Source organism: Pseudomonas sp. MD195_PC81_125 (assembly GCF_014060985.1).
Lineage (GTDB): Bacteria > Pseudomonadota > Gammaproteobacteria > Pseudomonadales > Pseudomonadaceae > Aquipseudomonas > Aquipseudomonas parakoreensis.
This window is the reverse complement of record NZ_JABULD010000657.1, coordinates 1-24,502: the sequence shown is the minus strand read 5'-3', so window position 1 is coordinate 24,502 and position 24,502 is coordinate 1. Positions and strand designations below refer to the sequence as shown.

15 protein-coding genes and 7 pseudogenes are annotated in these 24,502 nt (G+C 60.6%); 15 read left to right on the top strand and 7 right to left on the bottom strand.

Annotated features, from left to right (window positions below; translation table 11 throughout):
* Nucleotides 1-522 precede the first annotated feature (522 nt).
* The 13 genes and pseudogenes from HT737_RS26005 (at nucleotide 523) to nuoN (ending at nucleotide 15,462) form a co-directional block, all read left to right on the top strand.
* Nucleotides 523-936, top strand: coding sequence for an NADH-quinone oxidoreductase subunit A (locus HT737_RS26005; RefSeq protein ID WP_003223812.1), 414 nt, complete (start codon nucleotides 523-525; stop codon nucleotides 934-936).
* Between the two features lie 10 nt (nucleotides 937-946).
* A complete protein-coding gene (locus HT737_RS26000) occupies nucleotides 947-1,621 on the top strand; it encodes an NADH-quinone oxidoreductase subunit B family protein (RefSeq protein ID WP_003223809.1) in 675 nt (224 codons plus the stop codon).
* 69 nt (nucleotides 1,622-1,690) lie between these two features.
* Entirely contained in the window at nucleotides 1,691-3,475 is a 1,785-nt protein-coding gene (gene nuoC, locus HT737_RS25995) for an NADH-quinone oxidoreductase subunit C/D (RefSeq protein WP_041073225.1), read from the top strand.
* A 2-nt stretch (nucleotides 3,476-3,477) separates the two neighbouring features.
* Nucleotides 3,478-3,975, top strand: a complete 498-nt coding sequence (nuoE, locus tag HT737_RS25990; protein WP_003223804.1) for an NADH-quinone oxidoreductase subunit NuoE — start codon at nucleotides 3,478-3,480, stop codon at nucleotides 3,973-3,975.
* Nucleotides 3,972-5,328 (top strand): annotated as a pseudogene (gene nuoF, locus HT737_RS25985) (NADH-quinone oxidoreductase subunit NuoF). Before nuoE ends, nuoF begins: the two are co-directional and overlap by 4 nt.
* A 136-nt stretch (nucleotides 5,329-5,464) precedes the next feature.
* Nucleotides 5,465-8,181, top strand: a pseudogene (gene nuoG, locus HT737_RS25980) (NADH-quinone oxidoreductase subunit NuoG).
* Nucleotides 8,178-9,186 (top strand): annotated as a pseudogene (gene nuoH, locus HT737_RS25975) (NADH-quinone oxidoreductase subunit NuoH). Before nuoG ends, nuoH begins: the two co-directional pseudogenes overlap by 4 nt.
* Nucleotides 9,187-9,197: 11 nt before the next feature.
* On the top strand, nucleotides 9,198-9,746 hold the full coding sequence (nuoI, locus tag HT737_RS25970) for an NADH-quinone oxidoreductase subunit NuoI (RefSeq protein WP_003223795.1): 549 nt from the start codon (nucleotides 9,198-9,200) through the stop codon (nucleotides 9,744-9,746).
* Nucleotides 9,747-9,755: 9 nt separating this feature from the next.
* Nucleotides 9,756-10,257 (top strand): annotated as a pseudogene (gene nuoJ / locus HT737_RS25965) (NADH-quinone oxidoreductase subunit J).
* A gap of 3 nt (nucleotides 10,258-10,260) precedes the next feature.
* Nucleotides 10,261-10,569, top strand: a complete 309-nt coding sequence (gene nuoK / locus HT737_RS25960) for an NADH-quinone oxidoreductase subunit NuoK (RefSeq protein WP_003180046.1) — start codon at nucleotides 10,261-10,263, stop codon at nucleotides 10,567-10,569.
* A complete protein-coding gene (nuoL, locus tag HT737_RS25955; RefSeq protein WP_095666946.1) occupies nucleotides 10,566-12,419 on the top strand; it encodes an NADH-quinone oxidoreductase subunit L in 1,854 nt (617 codons plus the stop codon). The genes nuoK and nuoL overlap by 4 nt, the downstream gene beginning before the upstream one ends.
* Before the next feature lie 39 nt (nucleotides 12,420-12,458).
* Nucleotides 12,459-13,991, top strand: coding sequence for an NADH-quinone oxidoreductase subunit M (gene nuoM / locus HT737_RS25950; RefSeq protein WP_027614661.1), 1,533 nt, complete (start codon nucleotides 12,459-12,461; stop codon nucleotides 13,989-13,991).
* 7 nt (nucleotides 13,992-13,998) lie between these two features.
* Entirely contained in the window at nucleotides 13,999-15,462 is a 1,464-nt protein-coding gene (nuoN, locus tag HT737_RS25945) for an NADH-quinone oxidoreductase subunit NuoN (protein WP_095666947.1), read from the top strand.
* A gap of 150 nt (nucleotides 15,463-15,612) precedes the next feature.
* On the opposite strand, the pseudogene HT737_RS25940 reads toward nuoN, so the two are convergent.
* The 7 genes and pseudogenes from HT737_RS25940 to HT737_RS25910 form a co-directional block, all read right to left on the bottom strand.
* Nucleotides 15,613-16,265 (bottom strand): annotated as a pseudogene (locus HT737_RS25940) (HAD family hydrolase).
* Between the two features lie 34 nt (nucleotides 16,266-16,299).
* Nucleotides 16,300-17,289 (bottom strand): ABC transporter ATP-binding protein, encoded by a 990-nt coding sequence (locus HT737_RS25935; RefSeq protein ID WP_047292927.1) that lies wholly within the window; start codon nucleotides 17,287-17,289, stop codon nucleotides 16,300-16,302.
* Nucleotides 17,286-18,086 (bottom strand): ABC transporter permease, encoded by an 801-nt coding sequence (locus HT737_RS25930; protein WP_007965346.1) that lies wholly within the window; start codon nucleotides 18,084-18,086, stop codon nucleotides 17,286-17,288. The genes HT737_RS25935 and HT737_RS25930 overlap by 4 nt, the downstream gene beginning before the upstream one ends.
* The gene (locus HT737_RS25925; protein WP_161794911.1) at nucleotides 18,073-18,909 is read right to left on the bottom strand and encodes an ABC transporter permease subunit; all 837 of its coding nucleotides are present in this window, start codon (nucleotides 18,907-18,909) and stop codon (nucleotides 18,073-18,075) included. Before HT737_RS25925 ends, HT737_RS25930 begins: the two co-directional genes overlap by 14 nt.
* A 5-nt stretch (nucleotides 18,910-18,914) precedes the next feature.
* Nucleotides 18,915-19,721 (bottom strand): alkaline phosphatase family protein, encoded by an 807-nt coding sequence (locus HT737_RS25920; protein WP_047292932.1) that lies wholly within the window; start codon nucleotides 19,719-19,721, stop codon nucleotides 18,915-18,917.
* 124 nt (nucleotides 19,722-19,845) lie between these two features.
* Nucleotides 19,846-20,555 (bottom strand): annotated as a pseudogene (gene lpxH / locus HT737_RS32840) (UDP-2,3-diacylglucosamine diphosphatase); the annotation flags it as partial.
* On the bottom strand, nucleotides 20,552-21,058 hold the full coding sequence (locus HT737_RS25910) for a peptidylprolyl isomerase (RefSeq protein WP_027614639.1): 507 nt from the start codon (nucleotides 21,056-21,058) through the stop codon (nucleotides 20,552-20,554). The pseudogene lpxH and the gene HT737_RS25910, both read right to left, overlap by 4 nt.
* Before the next feature lie 250 nt (nucleotides 21,059-21,308).
* On the opposite strand from HT737_RS25910, the gene HT737_RS25905 reads away from it, so the two are divergent.
* Together HT737_RS25905 and cysS are read left to right on the top strand one after the other, a co-directional pair.
* Nucleotides 21,309-23,009 (top strand): glutamine--tRNA ligase/YqeY domain fusion protein, encoded by a 1,701-nt coding sequence (locus tag HT737_RS25905; protein WP_047291683.1) that lies wholly within the window; start codon nucleotides 21,309-21,311, stop codon nucleotides 23,007-23,009.
* Nucleotides 23,010-23,030: 21 nt separating this feature from the next.
* Nucleotides 23,031-24,416 (top strand): annotated as a pseudogene (cysS, locus tag HT737_RS25900) (cysteine--tRNA ligase).
* Nucleotides 24,417-24,502: the final 86 nt, after the last annotated feature.

The following is a 24,502-nucleotide window of genomic DNA, read 5'->3' as shown; positions in this document are numbered from 1 at the left end:
CGACCCTTGTGGGAGCGAGCCTGCTCGCGAAAGCGTAGTGTCGCCTGCACATGCGGCGACTGACCCACCGCATTCGCGAGCAGGCTCACTCCCACAGGTTTCGTCTTCAGCCCCCGAGACAAAACATTGACCCAGAGCGGTATAGACGACACAAAAATCAGCTAAAACGCTCGCCACCGCTACTTGCAGTAACAGGCATATAAGACAACTTTCTGTTTACTGCACCGCTAAACAGTTACAAAACCAGTGCAAACGATATCAATTATCATTTAGCAGCAACTATGTTCGTTACATTTCCCACAAAACATAATTCGCCAAAACCTGGCTAATGCCCGCACTGCAAGGGCTACAGGGCACCGGAGGTACGCTATGTCCTTATTCCAATAAATAATTTCGCTATAGGAATTTTACTTGCCGGGTGTTTAGCCATAAAATCAGCGCGATTGATTGCTGCGACATATCGTCACTGCCTATTTCTTTATCAAGCTCAGAGACCTTTGCTCTCTGTTAAGGATTACCAGCATGCCCGAAGCGACAGGACTCATGGCCCACAACTGGGGCTTTGCCATTTTCCTTCTGGGTGTCGTCGGCCTGTGCGCCTTCATGCTTGGCGTCTCCAGCCTCCTCGGGTCAAAAGCCTGGGGCCGCAGCAAAAACGAACCGTTCGAGTCCGGCATGCTACCTACAGGTGGCGCCCGCTTGCGGCTCTCAGCCAAATTCTATCTGGTCGCGATGCTGTTCGTGATCTTCGATATCGAAGCCCTCTTTCTCTTTGCATGGTCTGTGTCCGTCCGCGAAAGCGGCTGGACCGGATTCGTCGAAGCTCTCGTTTTCATAGCAATTCTGTTGGCAGGTCTTGTCTACCTGTTCCGAGTGGGCGCCCTTGACTGGGCTCCGGAAGCTCGTCGCAAGCGGCAGGCGAAGCTGAAACAATGAGGCTTTGGCAATGCAATACAATCTCACCAGAATCGACCCCGATGCTCCTAACGAGCAGTATCCGATCGGCGAACGGGAAACCGTTTCCGATCCGTTAGAGGATCAAGTCCACAAAAACATTTTCATGGGCAAGCTCGAAGACGTGCTGAGTGGCGCGGTCAACTGGGGGCGTAAAAACTCCCTGTGGCCGTACAACTTCGGCCTTTCGTGCTGCTACGTGGAAATGACCACCGCCTTCACGGCGCCCCACGACATCGCGCGCTTTGGCGCCGAAGTTATCCGGGCATCACCGCGTCAGGCCGACTTCATGGTTATCGCCGGTACCTGCTTCATCAAGATGGCGCCGATCATTCAGCGTCTCTACGAGCAGATGCTCGAACCGAAGTGGGTGATCTCCATGGGTTCGTGCGCCAACTCCGGTGGCATGTACGACATCTACTCCGTGGTTCAAGGGGTGGACAAGTTCCTGCCCGTGGACGTCTACGTACCTGGCTGCCCGCCTCGTCCGGAAGCATTCCTTCAAGGCTTGATGCTGTTGCAGGAATCGATCGGACAGGAGCGTCGTCCGCTTTCCTGGGTCGTTGGCGACCAAGGCGTCTATCGCGCCGACATGCCTTCGCAGAAGGAACAGCGCCGCGAACAGCGAATCGCAGTCACCAACCTGCGCAGCCCTGACGAAGTCTGATCCAGTCTGTTTCAAAGAAACGAGAAGCTGGCTTCATTCTTTACGTTGACCGAAAGCGAAAAAATAACCATGACTACAGGCAGCGCTCTGTACATCCCGCCTTATAAGGCAGACGACCAGGATGTGGTCGTCGAATTGAACAACCGTTTTGGCGCCGAAGCGTTCACCGCTCAGTCGACCCGCACCGGCATGCCGGTGCTGTGGGTGGCGCGCGCCAGACTCGTCGAAGTCCTGACCTTCCTGCGCAACCTGCCCAAGCCGTACGTCATGCTCTATGACCTGCACGGCGTGGACGAGCGTCTGCGCACCAAGCGTCAGGGGCTGCCATCGGGCGCCGACTTCACCGTGTTCTATCACCTCATGTCGCTTGAGCGTAATAGTGACGTGATGATCAAAGTCGCCTTGTCCGAAAGCGACCTGAGCTTGCCGACCGTCACCAGCATCTGGCCGAACGCCAACTGGTACGAGCGTGAAGTCTGGGACATGTACGGCATCGACTTCAAAGGCCACCCGCACCTGTCGCGCATCATGATGCCGCCGACCTGGGAAGGTCACCCGCTGCGCAAGGACTTCCCGGCGCGCGCCACCGAATTCGATCCGTTCAGCCTCAACCTCGCCAAGCAACAGCTTGAGGAAGAAGCCGCGCGCTTCCGTCCTGAAGACTGGGGCATGAAGCGTTCCGGGGCCAACGAGGACTACATGTTCCTCAACCTGGGTCCGAACCACCCTTCTGCGCACGGTGCGTTCCGCATCATTCTGCAGCTGGACGGTGAAGAGATCGTCGACTGCGTGCCGGACATCGGTTACCACCACCGTGGCGCCGAGAAGATGGCCGAGCGTCAGTCCTGGCACAGCTTCATTCCGTACACCGACCGTATCGACTACCTCGGCGGGGTGATGAACAACCTGCCGTACGTGCTCTCGGTCGAAAAGCTGGCCGGCATCAAGGTGCCAGAGAAGGTCGACGTCATCCGCATCATGATGGCCGAGTTCTTCCGGATCACCAGCCACCTGCTGTTCCTCGGTACCTACATCCAGGACGTCGGCGCCATGACTCCGGTGTTCTTCACCTTCACCGACCGCCAGAAGGCGTACACGGTGATCGAAGCCATCACCGGTTTCCGTCTGCACCCGGCCTGGTACCGCATCGGCGGCGTCGCCCACGACCTGCCACGCGGCTGGGAAAAACTGGTGAAAGACTTCGTTGAATGGCTGCCAAAGCGCCTCGACGAATACACCAAGGCCGCCCTGCAGAACAGCATTCTCAAGGGTCGTACCATCGGCGTTGCCCAGTACAACACCAAAGAGGCGCTGGAATGGGGCGTCACCGGTGCCGGCCTGCGTTCCACCGGTTGCGACTTCGACCTGCGTAAAGCGCGTCCATACTCCGGCTACGAGAACTTCGAGTTCGAAGTGCCGCTGGCTGCCAACGGCGATGCCTACGACCGCTGCATGGTGCGCGTCGAAGAGATGCGCCAGAGCGTCAAGATCATCGATCAGTGCCTGCGCAACATGCCGGAAGGCCCGTACAAGGCGGATCACCCGCTGACCACGCCGCCGCCGAAAGAGCGCACGCTGCAGCACATCGAAACCCTGATCACGCACTTCCTGCAGGTTTCGTGGGGCCCGGTCATGCCGGCCAACGAATCCTTCCAGATGATCGAAGCGACCAAGGGCATCAACAGTTATTACCTGACGAGCGACGGCGGCACCATGAGCTACCGTACCCGGATCCGTACTCCGAGCTTCGCGCATCTGCAACAGATCCCTTCGGTGATCAAAGGCAGCATGGTCGCGGACTTGATTGCGTACCTGGGTAGTATCGACTTCGTTATGGCCGACGTGGACCGCTAAGCATGAACAGCACGCTTATCCAGACAGACCGTTTCACCTTGAGTGAAACCGAGCGCTCGGCCATCGAGCACGAGCTGCATCACTACGAAGACCCGCGCGCGGCGTCGATCGAAGCCCTGAAGATCGTTCAGAAGGAACGCGGCTGGGTGCCGGATGGCGCCCTGTACGCGATCGGCGAGATCCTCGGCATCCCGGCCAGCGACGTTGAAGGCGTGGCGACGTTCTACAGCCAGATCTTCCGTCAGCCGGTCGGCCGCCACATCATTCGCGTTTGCGACAGCATGGTCTGCTACATCGGCGGCCACGAGTCGGTGGTCAGCGAGATCCAGAACAATCTGGGCATCGGCCTGGGTCAGACCACCGCCGACGGTCGTTTCACCCTGCTGCCGGTCTGCTGCCTTGGCAACTGCGACAAGGCACCGGCGCTGATGATCGACGACGACACCTTTGGCGACGTGCAGCCTGCCGGCGTGGCCAAACTGCTCGAGGGCTACGTATGACCCTGACATCTTTCGGTCCTGCCAACCGCATCAAGCGTTCGGCCGAAACTCACCCGCTGACCTGGCGCCTGCGTGATGACGGCGAGGCCGTGTGGCTCGACGAATACCAGGCCAAGAACGGCTACGCCGCTGCGCGCAAAGCCTTCGCCGACATGGCCCAGGAGGACATCGTCCAGACCGTGAAAGACGCCGGCCTCAAAGGTCGCGGCGGTGCAGGCTTCCCCACTGGCGTGAAGTGGGGCCTGATGCCCAAGGACGAATCCATCAACATCCGCTACCTGCTGTGCAACGCGGACGAGATGGAGCCGAACACCTGGAAAGACCGCATGCTGATGGAGCAACTGCCCCATCTGCTGATCGAAGGCATGCTGATCAGTGCCCGCGCACTGAAAACCTACCGTGGCTACATCTTCCTGCGTGGCGAGTACACCACCGCCGCCAAGCACCTCAACCGTGCCGTGGAAGAAGCCAAGGCTGCAGGCCTGCTGGGCAAGAACATTCTGGGCAGCGGCTTCGATTTCGAACTGTTCGTCCACACCGGCGCCGGACGTTACATCTGCGGTGAAGAAACCGCACTGATCAACTCCCTCGAAGGCCGCCGCGCCAACCCCGCGCTCCAAGCCGCCCTTCCCTGCCGCTGTCGGCGTGTGGGGCAAGCCGACCTGCGTGAACAACGTCGAAACCCTGTGCAACGTGCCGGCAATCATTGCCGACGGCGTTGACTGGTACAAATCGTTGGCCCGCGAAGGCAGCGAAGACATGGGCACCAAGCTCATGGGTTTCTCCGGCAAGGTCAAGAATCCGGGCCTGTGGGAACTGCCGTTCGGCGTTACCGGCCGCGAGCTGTTCGAAGACTACGCCGGGGGCATGCGCGACGGTTACAAGCTCAAGGCCTGGCAGCCAGGTGGCGCCGGTACCGGTTTCCTGTTGCCAGAACACCTCGACGCGCAAATGTACGCCGGCGGCATCGCCAAAGTGGGCACCCGGATGGGTACCGGCCTGGCGATGGCGGTGGACGACAGCGTCAACATGGTCTCCCTGCTGCGCAACATGGAGCAGTTCTTCGCTCGCGAATCCTGCGGTTTCTGCACCCCGTGCCGTGATGGCTTGCCATGGAGCGTCAAGCTCTTGATGGCCATCGAAGAAGGTCGCGGTCAGCCAGGCGACATCGAGACCCTGCTGGGTCTGGTCGGCTTCCTCGGCCCAGGCAAGACCTTCTGTGCTCACGCACCGGGTGCCGTGGAGCCGCTGGGCAGTGCCATCAAATACTTCCGTCCAGAGTTCGAAGCCGGTATTGCGCCTGCAAGCGCCGCCGTCCCGCCTCTGGCAAGGCCGATCGTAGTCGGCGCGTAAACGCTTAAAAAGGCGAAGGGTCCGTGCCCTTCGCCTTTCGTCCGATGACGCCTTTCGGGGCTGACTGGATTCGGACGGATAACAAGATTCCATTAGCCACGCCCGCTGACACCGGGCCAACGAAGACCTTTGAACCATGGCCACTATCCACGTAGACGGCAAAGCGCTCGAAGTCGACGGGGCAGACAACCTGTTACAGGCATGTCTGTCGCTGGGCCTCGACATCCCTTATTTCTGCTGGCACCCCGCGCTTGGTAGCGTCGGGGCCTGCCGCCAGTGCGCGGTCAAGCAGTACACCGACGAGAACGACACCCGTGGTCGCATCGTCATGTCCTGCATGACCCCTGCCACCGACAACACCTGGATCTCCATCGACGATGAAGAATCCAAGGCGTTCCGCGCCAGCGTTGTCGAATGGCTGATGACCAACCACCCGCACGACTGCCCAGTGTGCGAGGAAGGCGGTCACTGCCACCTGCAAGACATGACGGTGATGACCGGCCACAACGAGCGCCGTTATCGCTTCACCAAACGCACCCACCAGAACCAGCAACTGGGCCCGTTCATTTCCCACGAAATGAACCGCTGCATCGCTTGCTACCGCTGCGTGCGTTTCTACAAGGATTACGCCGGCGGCACCGACCTCGGTGTATTCGGCGCCCACGACAACGTGTACTTCGGTCGCGTTGAAGACGGCACCCTCGAAAGCGAGTTCTCCGGCAACCTCACCGAGGTCTGCCCGACCGGTGTGTTCACCGACAAGACGCACTCCGAGCGCTACAACCGTAAATGGGACATGCAGTTCTCGCCGAGCATCTGCCATGGCTGCTCCAGCGGTTGCAACATCTCCCCGGGCGAGCGTTACGGCGAACTGCGTCGCATCGAAAACCGTTTCAACGGTTCGGTGAACCAGTACTTCCTGTGCGACCGTGGCCGTTTCGGTTATGGCTACGTCAACCGCACTGATCGTCCACGTCAGCCGCTGCTGGCCGACGGCACCAAGCTGAGCGTCGACGCTGCGCTGGATAAAGCCGCTGACCTGCTGCGCGGGCGCAACATCGTCGGTATCGGTTCGCCGCGTGCCAGCCTCGAAAGCAACTACGCGCTGCGTGAGCTGGTCGGTGCCGAGCACTTCTACTCCGGTATCGAAGCCTCCGAACTGGAACGCATCCGCCTGGTCCTGCAAGTGCTGAAAGACAGCCCGTTGCCCGTGCCGAACATGCGTGACATCGAAGACCACGACGCCGTGTTCGTCCTTGGTGAAGACCTGACCCAGACCGCCGCCCGTATGGCGCTGGCCCTGCGTCAATCGGTCAAAGGCAAGGCCGAAGACATGGCCGAAGCCATGCGCGTGCAGCCATGGCTCGACGCTGCGGTGAAGAACATCGGTCAGCACGAACTGAACCCGCTGTTCATCGCCAGCCTGGCCGAAACCAAGCTCGACGACATCGCCGAAGAATGCGTTCACGCCGCTCCGGATGACCTGGCACGCCTCGGTTTCGCCGTGGCTCACGTGCTGGACGCCAGCGCCCCGGCCGTTGAAGGTCTGGACGCCGAAGCCCTTGAACTGGCCAAGCGCATCGCCGACGCCCTGCTCGCCGCCAAGCGTCCGCTGATCATCGCCGGTACTTCGCTGGGTTCCAAAGCCTTGATCGAAGCCGCGGCGAACATCGCCAAAGCCCTGAAGCTGCGCGAGAAGAATGGTTCGATCAGCCTGATCGTGCCGGAAGCCAACAGCCTCGGCCTGGCCATGCTCGGTGGCGAATCGGTCGACGCGGCGCTGCAAGCCGTGATCGATGGCAAGGCCGACGCCATCGTCGTGCTGGAAAACGATCTGTACACCCGCACCTCGAAAGCCAAGGTCGATGCCGCGCTGAACGCTGCGAAAGTAGTGATCGTTGCCGACCACCAGAAAACCGCCACCACCGATCGCGCGCAACTGGTCCTGCCAGCCGCTAGCTTCGCTGAAGGCGACGGTACGCTGGTCAGCCAGGAAGGCCGCGCCCAGCGCTTCTTCCAGGTTTTCGATCCGCAATACATGGATGCGAGCATCCTGGTTCACGAAGGCTGGCGCTGGCTGCACGCCCTGCGCTCGACCCTGCTGAACCAGCCGATCGACTGGACGCAACTCGACCACGTCACCGCTGCCGTGGCGTCGAGCACCGAGCAACTGGCGCGTATCGTCGATGCCGCGCCGTCTGCCGCGTTCCGCATCAAGGGTCTGAAACTGGCGCGTGAGCCGCTGCGTTATTCCGGTCGCACCGCGATGCGCGCCGACATCAGCGTTCACGAACCGCGCACCCCGCAAGACAAAGACACCGCGTTCGCCTTCTCCATGGAAGGCTACTCGGGCTCGGCCGAACCGCGTCAGCAGGTGCCATTCGCCTGGTCGCCGGGCTGGAACTCGCCGCAAGCCTGGAACAAGTTCCAGGACGAAGTCGGTGGTCACCTGCGCGCTGGCGACCCGGGCACCCGCCTGATCGAAAGCACCGGAGATTCGCTGAACTGGTTCGCGGCTGCTCCGCGCGCATTCAACCCGGCGCCGGGCACCTGGCAGGCCGTGCCGTTCTACCACCTGTTCGGCAGTGACGAAAAACTCGTCGAAAAGCCGCGCCGGTACAAGAACGCATCCCGGCTCCGTACGTGGCGCTGGCCAAATCCGAAGCGGATCGCCTGGGCGTCAACGACGGTGCTCTGCTGAGCCTGAACGTGGCCGGCCAGACCCTGCGTCTGCCGCTGCGCATCAATGAAGAACTGGGCGCTGGTCTGGTGGCCTTGCCTGCGGGCATCGCCGGCATTCCACCGGCATTCGCCGGCCTGTCCGTCGACGGTCTGCAGGAGGCAGCGCAATGACCTGGTTCACCCCTGAAGTGATCGATGTGATCCTGACGGTCATCAAAGCCATCGTGATTCTGCTGGCCGTTGTGGTCGCCGGCGCGTTGCTCAGCTTTGTCGAACGTCGCCTGCTGGGCTGGTGGCAGGACCGTTACGGTCCGAACCGCGTTGGCCCGTTCGGCATGTTCCAGATCGCCGCCGACATGCTGAAGATGTTCTTCAAGGAAGACTGGACCCCGCCGTTTGCCGACAAGGTGATCTTTACCCTGGCACCGGTGGTGGCCATGTCCGCCCTGCTGATCGCCTTCGCGATCATCCCGATCACCCCGACCTGGGGGCGTCGCGGATCTGAACATCGGCCTGCTGTTCTTCTTCGCCATGGCCGGTCTGTCGGTCTACGCGGTGCTGTTCGCCGGCTGGTCGAGCAACAACAAGTTCGCCCTGCTCGGCAGCTTGCGTGCCTCGGCGCAGACCGTGTCCTACGAAGTGTTCATGGGCCTGGCCCTGATGGGCATCGTGGTGCAGGTCGGCTCGTTCAACATGCGCGACATCGTCGAGTACCAGGCGCAGAACCTGTGGTTCATCATTCCGCAGTTCTTCGGCTTCTGTACTTTCTTCATCGCTGGCGTCGCCGTGACTCACCGTCACCCGTTCGACCAGCCGGAAGCGGAACAGGAACTGGCCGACGGTTACCACATTGAATACGCCGGTATGAAATGGGGCATGTTCTTCGTCGGTGAATACATCGGCATCATCCTGATCTCGGCGCTGCTGGTCACCCTGTTCTTCGGTGGCTGGCACGGTCCGTTCGGCATCCTGCCGCAACTGTCCTTCGTCTGGTTCGCACTGAAGACCGCGTTCTTCATCATGCTGTTCATCCTGCTGCGCGCATCCATCCCGCGTCCGCGTTATGACCAGGTGATGGATTTCAGCTGGAAATTCTGCCTGCCACTGACCCTGATCAATTTGCTGATAACCGCTGCGGTTGTGTTGTGGAACACACCTGCGGTTGCGGTTCAGTGAGGATTTGACCCATGTTCAAATATATTGGCGACATCGTTAAGGGTACCGGTACCCAGTTGCGCAGCCTGGTCATGGTCTTCGGCCATGGCTTTCGCAAGCGCGACACCCTGCAATACCCGGAAGAGCCGGTCTACCTGCCACCACGCTACCGTGGTCGCATCGTCCTGACCCGCGACCCCGATGGCGAAGAACGTTGCGTAGCCTGCAACCTGTGCGCCGTGGCTTGCCCGGTAGGTTGCATCTCGCTGCAGAAAGCTGAAACCGAAGACGGTCGCTGGTACCCGGACTTCTTCCGTATCAACTTCTCGCGCTGCATTTTCTGCGGTCTCTGCGAGGAAGCCTGTCCGACCACCGCGATCCAGCTGACCCCGGATTTCGAGATGGCCGAGTTCAAACGTCAGGACCTGGTGTACGAGAAAGAAGATCTTTTGATCTCCGGCCCCGGCAAAAACCCTGATTACAACTTCTATCGTGTTGCAGGTATGGCAATCGCTGGCAAGCCGAAAGGCTCCGCGCAGAACGAAGCCGAACCGATCAACGTGAAGAGCTTGCTGCCTTAAGGAAGAACGATGGAATTCGCTTTCTATTTCGCATCGGGTATCGCGGTTGTGTCCACGCTACGTGTGGTCACCAACACCAACCCTGTGCACGCCCTGCTCTACCTGATCATCTCGTTGATCGCCGTGGCCATGACCTTCTTTGCACTCGGCGCACCGTTCGCCGGCGTGCTGGAAGTGATCGCCTACGCCGGCGCCATCATGGTGCTGTTCGTGTTCGTGGTGATGATGCTGAACCTGGGTCCCGCCTCGGTTCAGCAGGAACGCAGCTGGCTCAAGCCCGGCATCTGGGCAGGACCGGTGATTCTCGCCGCTCTGCTGCTGGCCGAACTGCTGTATGTGCTGTTCGCTCACCAGAGCGGTCAGGCCATCGGCCACACCACCGTCGATGCAAAAAGCCGTGGGCGTCAGCCTGTTCGGCCCGTATCTGCTGGTGGTCGAACTCGCCTCGATGCTGCTGCTCGCCGCAGCCGTCACGGCGTTCCATTTGGGCCGTAACGAGGCGAAGGAGTAAGACATGCCTGCTATCCCTCTCGAGCATGGATTGGCCGTTGCCGGCATCCTGTTCTGCCTTGGTCTGGTCGGCCTGATGGTCCGCCGCAACATTTTGTTCGTGTTGATGAGTCTGGAAGTGATGATGAACGCCTCTGCCCTGGCCTTCATCGTCGCCGGCGCCCGCTGGGCGCAACCGGATGGACAGATCATGTTCATCCTGGTGATCAGCCTGGCAGCCGCCGAAGCCAGTATTGGCCTGGCGATCCTGCTGCAACTGTATCGCCGCTTCCACACGCTCGATATCGACGCTGCCAGTGAGATGCGCGGATGAACCTAATCTTTCTGACTTTTGTATTCCCTCTGATCGGTTTCCTGCTGCTGTCGTTCTCCCGTGGACGCTGGTCGGAAAACCTCTCGGCGCTGATCGGCGTGGGTTCCATTGGCTTGTCGGCGATTGTCGCCGCCTACGTCATCTGGCAATTCAACGTCGCGCCACCCGAGGGCGGTCACTACACGCTGGTGCTGTGGAAGTGGATGGCGGTCGAAGGTTTCAAGCCTGACTTCGCCCTCTACATCGACGGCCTGTCGATCACCATGCTCGGCGTGGTGGTGGGCGTAGGCTTCTTGATCCACCTGTTCGCGTCCTGGTACATGCGCGGTGAAGCGGGTTACTCGCGCTTCTTCTCGTACACCAACCTGTTTATCGCCAGCATGCTGTTCCTGGTGCTCGGCGATAACCTGTTGTTCCTGTACTTCGGCTGGGAAGGCGTGGGCCTGTGCTCGTACCTGTTGATCGGTTTCTACTACAGCAACCGCAACAACGGTAACGCCGCACTCAAGGCCTTCATCGTGACCCGGATCGGCGACGTGTTCATGGCCATCGGCCTGTTCATCCTGTTCCAGCAAGTGGGCACGTTGAACATTCAGGAACTGCTGGTGCTGGCACCGCAGAAATTCCAGGCCGGCGACTTCTGGATCACCCTGGCGACCCTGATGCTGCTGGGTGGTGCGGTCGGTAAATCGGCGCAACTGCCACTGCAAACCTGGCTCGCGGACGCGATGGCCGGTCCGACCCCGGTGTCGGCACTGATCCACGCTGCAACCATGGTGACAGCGGGTGTCTACCTGATCGCCCGTACCCACGGCCTGTTCACCCTGGCGCCGGAAATCCTGCACCTGGTCGGCATCGTCGGTGGTGTGACCCTGGTTCTCGCAGGTTTCGCCGCCCTGGTACAGACCGACATCAAACGTATCCTCGCCTACTCGACCATGAGCCAGATCGGCTACATGTTCCTGGCGCTGGGCGTGGGTGCCTGGGATGGCGCGATTTTCCACCTGATGACCCACGCCTTCTTCAAGGCCCTGCTGTTCCTTGCTTCCGGTGCGGTGATCGTTGCCTGCCACCACGAGCAGAACATCTTCAAGATGGGCGGTCTGTGGAAAAAACTGCCACTGGCCTACGCCAGCTTCATCGTCGGTGGTGCTGCACTGGCCGCCCTGCCACTGGTCACCGCCGGTTTCTACTCCAAGGACGAAATCCTTTGGGAAGCGTTCGCCAGCGGCAACCACGGTCTGCTTTACGCCGGTCTGGTCGGCGCGTTCATGACGTCGCTGTACACCTTCCGCCTGATCTTCATCACGTTCCACGGTGAAGCCAAGACCGAAGCCCACGCCGGTCACGGCATCGCTCACTGGCTGCCACTGTCGGTGCTGATCGTGCTGTCGACTTTCGTCGGCGCCATGATCGTACCGCCGCTGCACGGCGTACTGCCGGAGAGCGTCGGCCATGCCGGTGGCGAAGCCAAGCACAGTCTGGAAATCGCCTCGGGCGCCATCGCTCTGGCCGGTATCCTGCTGGCGGCCCTGCTGTTCCTCGGCAAGCGTCGCTTCGTGACCGCGATCGCCAACAGCGGCATCGGCCGTTTCCTTTCGGCCTGGTGGTTCGCTGCCTGGGGCTTCGACTGGATCTACGACAAACTGTTCGTCAAGCCGTACCTTGCGATCAGCCATGTACTGCGCAGAGACCCGCTCGACCAGACCATCGGTCTGATCCCGCGTATGGCCAAGGGTGGTCACACCGCCCTGAGCCGCACCGAGACCGGTCAACTGCGTTGGTATGCCGCCTCGATGGCTGCTGGTGCCGTGCTGGTAATCGGCGCCATCGTGCTGGTAGCGGTCTGATATGAACCTTGCGAATTTGCGAAAGGAAACGAGCCCGTCATGATTCTGCCTTGGCTAATCCTGATCCCCTTCATCGGCGGCCTGCTGTGCTGGATGGGTGAGCGCTTCGGCGCTACCCTCCCCCGCTGGATTGCGCTGTTGACCATGACCCTGGAACTCGCCCTCGGCCTCTGGCTGTGGGCCCACGGTGACTATTCATTTGCGCCGGCGCCTGGCGCCGATCCGACCTGGGCACTTGAGTTCAAGCACGTCTGGATCCAGCGCTTTGGCATCAACGTGCACCTGGCCCTCGACGGCCTGTCGCTGTTGATGATCCTGCTGACCGGTCTGCTGGGTATCCTCTCGGTACTCTGCTCGTGGAAAGAGATTCAACGTCACGTTGGCTTCTTCCACCTGAACCTGATGTGGATCCTGGGCGGCGTTGTCGGCGTGTTCCTCGCCCTCGACCTGTTCATGTTCTTCTTCTTCTGGGAAATGATGCTGGTGCCGATGTACTTCCTCATCGCGCTCTGGGGTCACAGTTCTTCGGACGGCAAGAAAACCCGGATCTACGCGGCGACCAAGTTCTTCATCTTCACTCAGGCTTCCGGCCTGATCATGCTGGTGGCGATCCTCGGTCTGGTGCTGGTCAACTTCAACAACACCGGCGTGATCACCTTCAACTACGCCGACCTGTTGAAGACCAAGATGTCGATGACCACCGAGTACATCCTGATGCTCGGCTTCTTCATCGCCTTCGCGGTCAAGCTGCCCGTGGTGCCGTTCCACTCTTGGCTGCCTGATGCCCACGCCCAGGCGCCGACTGCCGGTTCTGTCGACCTCGCCGGTATCCTGCTGAAAACCGCGGCCTACGGCCTGCTGCGTTTTGCCCTGCCGCTGTTCCCGAATGCCTCGGCCGAGTTCGCGCCGATCGCCATGACCCTCGGTCTGATCGGGATCTTCTACGGTGCGTTCCTCGCGTTCGCGCAAACCGACATCAAGCGTCTGATCGCCTTCTCTTCCGTTTCCCACATGGGCTTCGTGTTGATCGGCATCTACTCCGGCAGCCAACTGGCGCTGCAAGGTGCAGTGATCCAGATGCTCGCGCACGGTCTGTCGGCCGCGGCACTGTTTATCCTCAGCGGTCAGCTGTACGAGCGTCTGCACACTCGTGACATGCGTGAGATGGGCGGTCTGTGGTCACGTATCGCTTATCTGCCGGCGATCAGCCTGTTCTTTGCAGCCGCCTCTCTGGGTCTGCCGGGTACCGGTAACTTCGTCGGCGAGTTCCTGATCCTGATCGGTACGTTCGCCAGTGCGCCATGGATCACCGCGATCGCCACCTCCGGTCTGGTGTTCGGTTCGGTCTACTCGCTGATCATGATCCACCGTGCCTACTTCGGTCCGTCGAAATCGGATTCGATCCTGCACGGCATGGACGGTCGCGAACTGACCATGGTGCTGGGCCTTGCGGCGCTGCTGATTTACCTCGGCGTCTACCCGCAACCGTTCCTCGACACTTCCGCCGCCACGATGCATGGCGTGCAGCAGTGGCTCGGCACCGCCTTCACTCAACTCGCTTCGGCCCGGTAAGAGCGCTATGGAATTCACGATTCAACACTTTATTGCGCTTGCGCCACTGTTGATCACCAGCCTCACCATTATCGTGGTGATGCTGGCAATCGCCTGGCGCCGCAACCACTCGCAGACCTTCCTGATCTCGGTCGCCGGTCTGAACCTGGCCCTGCTGTCGATCCTGCCAGCCCTGAAAGTCGCGCCTCTGGCCGTGACGCCATTGCTGCAAGTCGACACCTTCGCCTGTCTGTACATGGCGCTGATCCTGGTCGCCACCCTCGCCTGTGTAACCCTCGCCCACGCCTACCTCGGCGATGGCGGTTCGGGTTACCCGGGCAACCGTGAAGAACTGTACCTGCTGATCCTGATGGCCGCCGCCGGTGGTCTGGTTCTGGTCAGCGCGCAGCATCTGGCCGGGTTGTTCATCGGTCTGGAACTGCTGTCGGTACCGGTCTACGGTCTGGTGGCTTACGCCTTCTTCAACAAGCGTTCGCTGGAAGCCGGCATCAAGTACATGGTGCTGTCGGCTGCGGGTTCCGCGTTCCTGCTGTTCGGTATGGCCCTGCTCTACGCTGACGCCGGCACCCTGAGCTTCAACGGTATCGGTCAGGCCCTGGCTACCACCAACCTGCCGAGTTCGCTGGCTCAACTGGGTCTGGGCATGATGCTGATCGGTCTGGCGTTCAAGCTGTCGCTGGTACCGTTCCACCTGTGGACGCCGGACGTGTACGAAGGTGCTCCGGCGCCGGTGGCCGCGTTCCTCGCCACGGCGTCGAAGGTTGCCGTGTTCGCGGTGATGGTGCGTCTGTTCCAGATCTCCCCTGCCGCGAGCAGTGGCGTGCTGAGCGACGTACTGACCGTCATCGCCATCGCCTCGATCCTGTTCGGTAACCTGCTGGCCCTGACCCAAAGCAACCTCAAGCGTCTGCTCGGTTACTCGTCCATCGCACACTTCGGCTACCTGCTGATCGCGCTGGTGGCGAGCAAGGGTCTGGCGGTGGAAGCCATCGGCGTGTATCTGGTGACTTATGTGATCACCAGCCTCGGCGCGTTCGGCGTGATCACCCTGATGTCCTCGCCGTACAACGGCCGTGACGCCGACGCGCTGTACGAATACCGCGGCCTGTTCTGGCGCCGTCCGTACCTGACCGCCGTCCTGACCGTGATGATGCTGTCCCTGGCCGGTATCCCGCTGACCGCTGGCTTCATCGGCAAGTTCTACATCATCGCCACCGGTGTCGAATCGCACCAATGGTGGCTGGTCGGCTCGCTGGTACTGGGGAGCGCCATCGGCGTGTTCTACTACCTGCGCGTGATGGTCACCCTGTACCTGATCGAACCGAACCTGCGCCGCCACGACGCCCAGCTGCACTGGGAACAGAAGGCAGGCGGCGTGATGCTGCTGGCCATCGCCGTGGTTGCGTTCTTCCTCGGTGTGTACCCGCAGCCATTGCTGACGCTGGTTCAGCAGGCGGGTCTGGCGGGCTGATTGCTCGGCTGGCTGGAAACGGAAACGGCACCTTCGGGTGCCGTTTTTGTTTTTGCGGGAATCAACATCAAAAGATCGCAGCCTTCGGCAGCTCCTACATTGGGATGGTGTACACCCTGTAGGAGCTGCCGCAGGCTGCGATCTTTGTTTTTACTTCCAGAGATGGATCGGCCAGCCTGCTTTTTCGGCATGCTCCAGCAGCACCGGATCCGGATTCACCACATGCGGGAAGTCCACCTTCAGCAGCAACGGCAAGTCATTGCGTGAGTCGGAGTAGAAACTCGCGCCTTCCAGGTTCTCTTCCTCGGCGTCCAGCATTCCAGCAGGCGGGTGATCTTGCCTTCGCGGTAGGTCAGCGTGCCGACGGTCTGGCCGCTGTAAACACCGTGTGCGACATCCAGTTCGATGCCGAGAATTTCGTCGATGCCCAGGCGGTCGGCGATCGGTTTGACCAGGTGCGTGCCCGAGGCCGAGATCACCAGGATCCGGTCGCCGGCCTTGCGATGGGCGGCGATGGTTTTGGTCGCGTCGCTGAAGATGATCGGTTCGATAAAGTCTTCGACCCATGGGCCGACCAGGTGCTCGAGCTCTTCCGGGGTACGGCCGATCAGCGGTTCGAGGCTGAACGCCATGAATTCTTCCATGCGCAATTTGCCATGGCTGTAGGCGTCCATCAGCTCGTTGTTCTTGCGCATGAACGACTCGGGATCGACCCAGCCCAGGCGCCCCATCTGCTCACTCCAGAGGGTGGCGCAGTCGCCGTGGATCAGGGTTTCGTCCAGATCAAAAATTGCCAGGGCCATCAGTGCAGTTCTCTCTTCAACGTCAGCAAAGTCATCAGGCTACCTCACACAGGGCCGTCGGATCGATGGAAAGCGCCAGACGCTGACCGTCGGGATGCAGATCCGCCGCCGAGCGGTTGAGCACATCCACCACCAGTTCTACGCCGCGCGCCTCGACCCGATAGCGGATCACGTTGCCGAGCAGGCTGTGGCTGCGGATCTGCGCATCGAGTTCGCCATTGAGGCTCAGTTCGATGGCTTCCGGACGTATGGCGATGCGGTGGTTGATCGGCCGTTGCAACAGCTTTGAGGCACTGTCGGCGTCGAGCAGGTTGTAGTTGCCGATGAAGCCGGCGGCGAACACATCGACCGGTGCGGTGTAGAGGGTTTCGGCGTCTCCGCTTTGCACGATCTTTCCCTGGTTCATCAGGAAAATCCGGTCGGACATGGTCAGCGCTTCTTCCTGGTCGTGTGTGACGAAGATGGTGGTCAGGCCGAGTTCGCGCTGGATCTGGCGGATCTGTTCGCGCAGGTGTTTGCGGATTCGCGCATCCAGCGCCGACAGCGGTTCATCCAGCAACAACAGGCGTGGGCGGGTGACCAAGGAGCGGGCGAGGGCGACACGCTGGCATTGGCCACCGGACAACTGATGCGGATAGCGGCTGGCGAAGTCGTGCAGTTCAACCAGTTTCAACACTTCGCTGACGCGTTTGTGACTGTCGTCAGGATTGACCTTCTGCATGCGCAGACCGAAGGCAACGTTCTGCTCGACGGTCATGTTGGGGAACAGCGCGTAGCTCTGGAACACCATGCCGATCCCGCGTTTCTGCGGGCTCAGCGGCACGATGTCGACGCCATCGAGCAGGATCTTGCCGCCATCCACCGGCGTCAGCCCGGCGATGCAGCGCAGCAGCGTGGACTTGCCGCAACCGGACGGGCCGAGCAGGGTGACGAATTCGCCCTTGTTGATCTCGCAGTTGATGTCGCTGAACACCGTGGTGCCCGCGTAGTTTTTCTGCAGGTGTTGGACGCTGACGTAGCTCATTCGCTTTTGTCCTTGTTCAAGATGTTGGCGATCCAGGTCAGGACCAGCACGAAAAAGAAGTACGAGATCACCAGCGCACTGGTGAAGTGGCCGCTGCTGTTGCGCATGTTGTTCAGGTATACCTGCAGGGTTTCGTAGCGCGTGCCGACGAGGATGTTGGCGAACACGAATTCCCCGAACAGGAACGAGAACGACAGCAACAACGCGACCATCAGGCCTTTGCGCAGGTTCGGCAGTACCACCAGAAACGCGGCCTGAAAGGTGCTGGCGCCGAGCAGTTGCGCGGCGTCCATCAGGTCGCGCAGGTTGATCGCCTGCAGGTTGTTGGTGATCGCCCGGTACATGAACGGCAGCGCCACGGTGAAGTAGCAACCGATCAGGATCCACGGCGTACCGACCATCGCCAGCGGCCCCGAACCGTACAGTTGCAACAGGCCTACCGACGACACCACTGGCGGCACCGCGAAGGGCAGCAGGATCAGGATGTTCATCAGCGCATCGAGTTTCGGGAAGTGGTAATGCACCACGAACAGCAACGGCAGGATCAGCACCACCGACAGCACCAGCGCGCCCACGCACACCAGCAGCGACTGGCCGAAAGCATGCAGGAAGCGTGGATCGCTCCACAGCTGGAGGTACCACTTGAAGGTGAAGCCGCTAGGCAGGATGGTCGCCGACCAGCTGCTGGCGATCGAATAGATCAGCGTACCCACCAGCGGCAGCAGCAGGATCGCGAACAGCAAATAAACCACGACGCGGTGGTAGACGCCGGCCGGGCCGGATTCAGCGCGAGACATGGTAGCTCCTCTTCAGCAGCAATTGATGCACTACAGTGACGAGGGTCATCAACGCCACCAGCACCACGGCCAGGGCGCTGGCCAGATTCGGATCGAGGGAAATATCCCCGGAAACCATTGCCGCGATGCGAATCGGCAGCACGTTGAAGTTACCGGTGGTCAAGGCGTACACCGTGGCGTAGGCGCCGAGAGCGTTGGCCAGCAGGATCACGAAGGTACCGAGCAACGCAGGGGTCAGCACCGGCAGACCAATATGCCGCCAGAACTGCCAGCCGTTGGCGCCGAGCAGCGCAGCGGATTCTCGCCAGTCTTCACGCAAGGCGTCGAAGGCCGGGTAGAGCAGCAGCACGCCGAGGGGAATCTGGAAGTAGGTATAAAGGATGATCAGGCCGGTTTTCGAGTACAGGTTGAAGTCCTGAATGATCCCGGCCTGCTTGAGCATGATCGTGATGCTGCCGTTGAAACCGAGCAGGATGATGAACGCGAAGGCCAGGGGCACGCCGGCAAAGTTGCTGGTCATGTTGGCGAAGGCATTGACGAAATTGCGCAGTTTCGAGTCGACCCTGCGCAGGGAATACGCACCAAGCACGGCGATGATGATGCCGAACACGCTCGACCAGAAACTGATCTCCAGGCTGTACTGGATTGCCTGCAAATAGAACTTGGAACTGAAGATCTTGCTGAAGTTGGCGAAGCCCCAGCCGAACTCTTCCGATTGCAGGCTATTGATCATCACCCAGACCAGCGGGGCGATTTCGAACACGATAAAGAACAGGGCGAACGGCACCAGGCACAGGGCTGCCAGCCATTTGCCGCGAGTCATGGCATTCACTTGAGCAGCTCCCGGCATACAGGTTTGTCGTGGGGGGCGCCGAGCAGTTCGCAGACGGTGCCGCAGATCTCGGTCTGTTTCGGCGCGGCATCAATATTGAAGCTGAAGGCGTCACCGAAAACGAACAGCGGCACCTGGCGTTCTTCCGGCAACAGGCCGTTGTGCGAGCGGTCGTTGTTCATGCCGTGGTCGGCGGTGACCAGCACCTGATAGCCCGCATCAAGCCAGCCTTGCAGGTAGTCGGCGAGGATGATGTCCGCCGAGCGTGCGCTGTTGCGGTATTGCGTGGAGTCGAGGCCGTGCTTGTGGCCGGCGTCGTCGATGTTCATCGGGTGAATCAGCAGAAAATTCGGCGCATGGCGCAGGCGCAGGTTTTCCGCGTCGGCAAACAGGTGCGAATCCGGGTAGTGATCGCTCCAGTAGAAGTGGCCGTGCTGGATCGGCAATGACAGGTTCTCGGTGTGCCGGTCGCGGGCCACGACGAACGGCGAGCGGTTATACAGCTCGCTGACCCAGTGATAGGCCGCTGCGGCGGTTTTCAGGCCGGCGTCGCGGGCGTAGTGATAAATGCTGCGCTGGTTGGACAGCCGCGCGACGTTGTTGTGGACGATGCCACTGTCGATCGGCGGCACGCCAGTAAGGATGCATTCGTAAAGCGGTCGGGACAGGGCCGGCAACTCGCACTCCAGCTGATAGAGCGCGGCGCGTCCTGCGCCAACGTAAGCCTGCAGATGCCCCATGGCGTGCCGCGCGACCTCGTAGTTGAGACCGTCGAGCACGACAAGGATGACGTTGTGCTTCATAGGGGCAAAAACTCCGAAAACAAAACTTGGATCGTTCAATGTAGGAGCTGCCGCAGGCTGCGATTCTTTTGATCTTGGCTGTTAGATTGCGGGAGCGAGGCAGGGCCGGCGGCGGGGCAAAGTCGAACGGCGCCAGGGCAAACCCGTTCTCATCCACCTGCAGCGCCCAGCCCTGACGATCCCAATCCCCCAGCACAATCCGCTTCGCCGCCTGCTCGCCGAGCTGCAGCTTGTGGATCGCCGGACGATGGGTATGGCCGTGAATCAGGGTTTTCACTCCATATTCCTGCATGATCCGCGGAACTTCGTCCGGCGTGACATCGACAATGTCGTTGGCCTTCATCCGCGTCTGCGCACGGCTTTCGCTGCGCAGCTTGCGCGCCAGTTTGTGGCGGGTGCTCAGTGGCAGGTGGCGCAGGATGAACAGGGTGATCGGGTTGCGCAGGTAGCGTCGCAGCTTCATGTAGCTTCGTCGCGGGTGCACAGGCTGTCGCCGTGCATCAGCAACACCGGCTCGCCGTAGAACTGCACGACACTCGGATCCTTCAACAGCGTGCAGCCGGCTGCTTTGCAGAAAGCCTTGCCGAGCAGGAAGTCGCGATTGCCGTGCATCAGAAAGATTGCCGTGCCGCTGTCGCTCAATTGGCGCAGGGCCTGGCAGATGGAACGCTGGAAGGGCGTCATGGCGTCGTCGCCAATCCACGCTTCGAAGAAGTCGCCGAGAATGTACAACGCACTCGCCGAGCGGGCGCGTCCGGCGAGCAAATCCAGAAACGCCCGAGTGATGTCCGGGCGCTCCTCTTCCAGATGCAAATCTGAAATCAGCAATATCACGCTTCGATGATCTCGGCTTTCTCGATGATCACGTCGTCTTTCGGCACGTCCTGGTGACCGGCCTTGGAAGTGGTGGCAACGCCTTCGATCTTGTCGACGACGTCGGTACCGGCAACCACTTTACCGAACACGGCATAACCCCAGCCCTGAGCGGTCTTGGCGGTGTGGTTGAGGAAGCTGTTGTTGGTGGCGTTGATGAAGAACTGCGCCGAGGCCGAATGCGGGTCCATGGTGCGGGCCATGGCAACGGTGTACTTCTCGTTCTTCAGACCGTTGTCAGCTTCGTTCTGAATGCTTGGGCTCTTGTCTTTCTTTTCCTGCATGCCAGGCTCGAAACCGCCGCCCTGGATCATGAAGCCCTTGATCACGCGGTGGAACACCACGTTCTCGTAGTGACCTTTCTTAACGTATTCGATGAAGTTGGCAGCGGTGATCGGCGCTTTTTCCGCGTCCAGTTCGATGACGATGTCGCCGTAGTTGGTGGTCAGTTTGACTTGAGTCATGATCGCTACTCTTTATAAGGAATTCGTGGGTAATGGGACATTTCGGCCCGTTACCGGTTCAGCCCATGGGCCAAGGTGCGCAGTTTAGCGTGACAGGCGCGAATTTCGAGGCTGTTTTTCCAAAACCCGTCGATTAAATGCACGCCTTTATAGGCCGCGCTCTGTCAGCCCCTTGACAGCATCGGCTATGATAGCGGCTTTGTTTTGTCTGGCCCCCTTTGTGGCCGCGCACATGTAAGTCAAGGATCCTATGAGCAAGCCCACTGTCGACCCTACCTCGAATGCCAAGTCCGGCCCTGCCGTGCCGGTCAATTTCCTGCGGCCGATCATCCAGGCAGACCTGGACTCGGGCAAGCACACCCAGATCGTCACCCGTTTTCCGCCTGAGCCCAACGGCTACCTGCACATCGGTCACGCCAAGTCGATCTGCGTGAACTTCGGCCTGGCCCAGGAGTTCGGCGGCGTCACGCACCTGCGTTTCGACGACACCAACCCGGCCAAGGAAGACCAGGAATACATCGACGCGATCGAATCCGATGTCAAGTGGCTGGGCTTCGAGTGGTCCGGCGAAGTGCGCTACGCCTCGCAGTATTTCGACCAGTTGCACGACTGGGCGGTGGAGCTGATTAAGGCCGGCAAGGCCTATGTCGACGACCTGACGCCGGAGCAGGCCAAGGAATACCGTGGCAGCCTGACCGAGCCGGGCAAGAACAGCCCGTTCCGCGACCGTTCGGTGGAAGAGAACCTCGACTGGTTTGCGCGCATGCGCGCCGGTGAGTTCCCGGACGGCGCCCGCGTGTTGCGCGCGAAGATCGACATGGCCTCGCCGAACATGAACCTGCGCGACCCGATCATGTACCGCATTCGTCACGCCCATCACCATCAGACCGGTGACAAGTGGTGCATCTACCCGAACTATGACTTCACCCACGGTCAGTCGGACGCCATCGAAGGCATCACCCACTCGATCTGCACCCTGGAATTCGAAAGCCATCGTCCGCTGTACGAGTGGTTCCTGGAAAACCTGCCGGTGCCGGCCAACCCGCGCCAGTACGAATTCAGCCGTCTGAACCTGAACTACACCATCACCAGCAAGCGCAAGCTCAAGCAACTGGTCGATGAAAAGCACGTCAATGGCTGGGACGACCCGCGCATGTCGACGCTGTCGGGCTTCCGTCGCCGTGGCTACACGCCCGCGTCGATCCGTAACTTCTGCGACATGATCGGCACCAACCGTTCCGACGGCGTGGTCGACTTCGGCATGCTCGAGTTCAGCATCCGTCAGGACCTGGACGCGAACGCCCCGCGCGCCATGTGCGTGCTGCGCCCGCTGAAAGTCGTGATCACCAACTACCCGGAAGGTCAGGTCGAGAACCTCGAACTGCCGCGTCATCCGCAGAAAGAAGAACTCGGCGTGCGCCAGCTGCCGTTCGCCCGTGAAATCTACATCGACCGCGATGACTTCATGGAAGAACCGCCAAAGGGCTACAAGCGCCTGGAGCCGAACGGCGAAGTGCGTCTGCGCGGCAGCTACGTGATTCGTGCCGACGAAGCGATCAAGGATGCCGACGGCAACATCGTCGAACTGCGTTGCTCGTACGACCCGGACACCCTCGGCAAGAACCCTGAAGGCCGCAAGGTCAAGGGCGTGATCCACTGGGTGCCGGCGGCTGCCAGCATCGAGTGCGAAGTGCGCCTGTACGATCGCCTGTTCCGTTCTCCGAACCCGGAGAAGGCCGAAGACAGCGCGAGTTTCCTCGACAACATCAACCCTGACTCACTGCAAGTGCTGACCGGTTGTCGTGCTGAGCCATCGCTTGGCAACGCACAGCCGGAGGACCGTTTCCAGTTCGAGCGCGAAGGCTACTTCGTTGCCGACATCAAGGACTCGAAACCAGGTCAGCCGGTATTCAACCGTACCGTGACCCTGCGTGATTCGTGGGGCCAGTGATTCGCGTCAAGGAAATATAAAGTGCTGACGATCTACAACACGCTCACCAAGAGCAAAGAAGTCTTCAAGCCGCTGGATGGCAACAAGGTGCGCATGTACGTGTGCGGCATGACCGTGTACGACTACTGCCACCTCGGCCACGGCCGCAGCATGGTCGCGTTCGACCTGGTGACCCGCTGGCTGCGGTTCAGCGGTTACGACCTGACCTACGTGCGCAACATCACCGACATCGACGACAAGATCATCAATCGTGCCCGCGAGAACGGTGAGTCGTTCGAAGCGCTGACCGAACGCATGATCGCCGCGATGCACGAAGACGAAGCACGCCTGAACATCAAGAAACCGGACATGGAGCCGCGCGCCACGGATCACATTCCGGGCATGCACGCGATGATCAAGACCCTGATCGACAAAGGCTTCGCTTACGCCCCGGGCAATGGCGACGTGTATTACCGCGTCGCCAAATTCATGGGCTACGGCAAGCTGTCGCGCAAGAAGATCGAAGACTTGCGCATCGGCGCGCGCATCGAAGTCGACGAGTCGAAAGAAGACCCGCTGGACTTCGTGCTGTGGAAGGCCGCCAAGCCGGGCGAGCCGAGCTGGCAATCGCCGTGGGGCGCCGGGCGTCCGGGCTGGCACATCGAGTGCTCGGTAATGTCCACCTGCTGCCTCGGTGAGACCTTCGACATTCATGGCGGCGGCAGCGACCTGGAGTTCCCGCACCACGAAAACGAAATCGCCCAGAGCGAAGCGGCCACCGGCAAGACCTACGCCAATGCGTGGATGCATTGCGGCATGATCCGTATCAATGGCGAGAAGATGTCCAAGTCCTTGAACAACTTCTTCACCATTCGCGACGTGCTCGACAAGTACCACCCGGAAGTCGTGCGTTACCTGCTGGTGTCGAGCCACTACCGCAGCGCGATCAACTACTCGGAAGACAACCTCAAGGACGCCAAGGGCGCACTCGAGCGTTTCTACCACGCGTTGAAAGGCCTGCCGAGCGTTGCTCCGGCCGGCGGCGAAGCCTTCGTCGAGCGTTTCACCACGGTGATGAACGACGACTTCGGCACGCCGGAAGCCTGCGCGGTGCTGTTCGAGATGGTGCGCGAGATCAACCGTCTGCGCGAGAGCGATCTCGACGCGGCGGCCGGACTGGCGGCACGTCTGAAAGAACTGGCGAGCGTGCTGGGGGGTGTTGCAGCTGGAAGCCGATGACTTCCTGCAGGCGGGTGCCGAAGGGCGTGTCGATGCCGCTGAAGTCGACGCGCTGATTTGCTGCACGTCTGGCGGCACGTGCGGGTAAGGATTGGGCTGAGTCTGATCGTATCCGTGACCAGCTGACGGCAATGGGCGTGGTGCTGGAAGACGGCAAGGGCGGCGACGACCTGGCGTCTGGCTGACTGATTGCCTGACCTGTGACAGACAAAACCCGCCTTGTGCGGGTTTTGTTTTTTCTTCCTCAGGACCAGCGTTGACCGGGCTAACGCCTT

Excerpts from the sequence above, each read along its gene's own strand:
- HT737_RS25925 (WP_161794911.1), bottom strand. The coding sequence starts at position 18,909 with ATGACTCGCGGCAAATGGCTGGCAGCCCTGTGCCTGGTGCCGTTCGCC.
- nuoK (WP_003180046.1), top strand. The coding sequence starts at position 10,261 with ATGCCTGCTATCCCTCTCGAGCATGGATTGGCCGTTGCCGGCATCCTG.
- nuoE (WP_003223804.1), top strand. The coding sequence starts at position 3,478 with ATGAACAGCACGCTTATCCAGACAGACCGTTTCACCTTGAGTGAAACC.
- HT737_RS26005 (WP_003223812.1), top strand. The coding sequence starts at position 523 with ATGCCCGAAGCGACAGGACTCATGGCCCACAACTGGGGCTTTGCCATT.
- nuoN (WP_095666947.1), top strand. The coding sequence starts at position 13,999 with ATGGAATTCACGATTCAACACTTTATTGCGCTTGCGCCACTGTTGATC.
- nuoI (WP_003223795.1), top strand. The coding sequence starts at position 9,198 with ATGTTCAAATATATTGGCGACATCGTTAAGGGTACCGGTACCCAGTTG.
- HT737_RS25905 (WP_047291683.1), top strand. The coding sequence starts at position 21,309 with ATGAGCAAGCCCACTGTCGACCCTACCTCGAATGCCAAGTCCGGCCCT.
- HT737_RS25935 (WP_047292927.1), bottom strand. The coding sequence starts at position 17,289 with ATGAGCTACGTCAGCGTCCAACACCTGCAGAAAAACTACGCGGGCACC.
- HT737_RS25910 (WP_027614639.1), bottom strand. The coding sequence starts at position 21,058 with ATGACTCAAGTCAAACTGACCACCAACTACGGCGACATCGTCATCGAA.
- nuoC (WP_041073225.1), top strand. The coding sequence starts at position 1,691 with ATGACTACAGGCAGCGCTCTGTACATCCCGCCTTATAAGGCAGACGAC.
- HT737_RS26000 (WP_003223809.1), top strand. The coding sequence starts at position 947 with ATGCAATACAATCTCACCAGAATCGACCCCGATGCTCCTAACGAGCAG.
- nuoM (WP_027614661.1), top strand. The coding sequence starts at position 12,459 with ATGATTCTGCCTTGGCTAATCCTGATCCCCTTCATCGGCGGCCTGCTG.
- HT737_RS25930 (WP_007965346.1), bottom strand. The coding sequence starts at position 18,086 with ATGTCTCGCGCTGAATCCGGCCCGGCCGGCGTCTACCACCGCGTCGTG.
- nuoL (WP_095666946.1), top strand. The coding sequence starts at position 10,566 with ATGAACCTAATCTTTCTGACTTTTGTATTCCCTCTGATCGGTTTCCTG.
- HT737_RS25920 (WP_047292932.1), bottom strand. The coding sequence starts at position 19,721 with ATGAAGCACAACGTCATCCTTGTCGTGCTCGACGGTCTCAACTACGAG.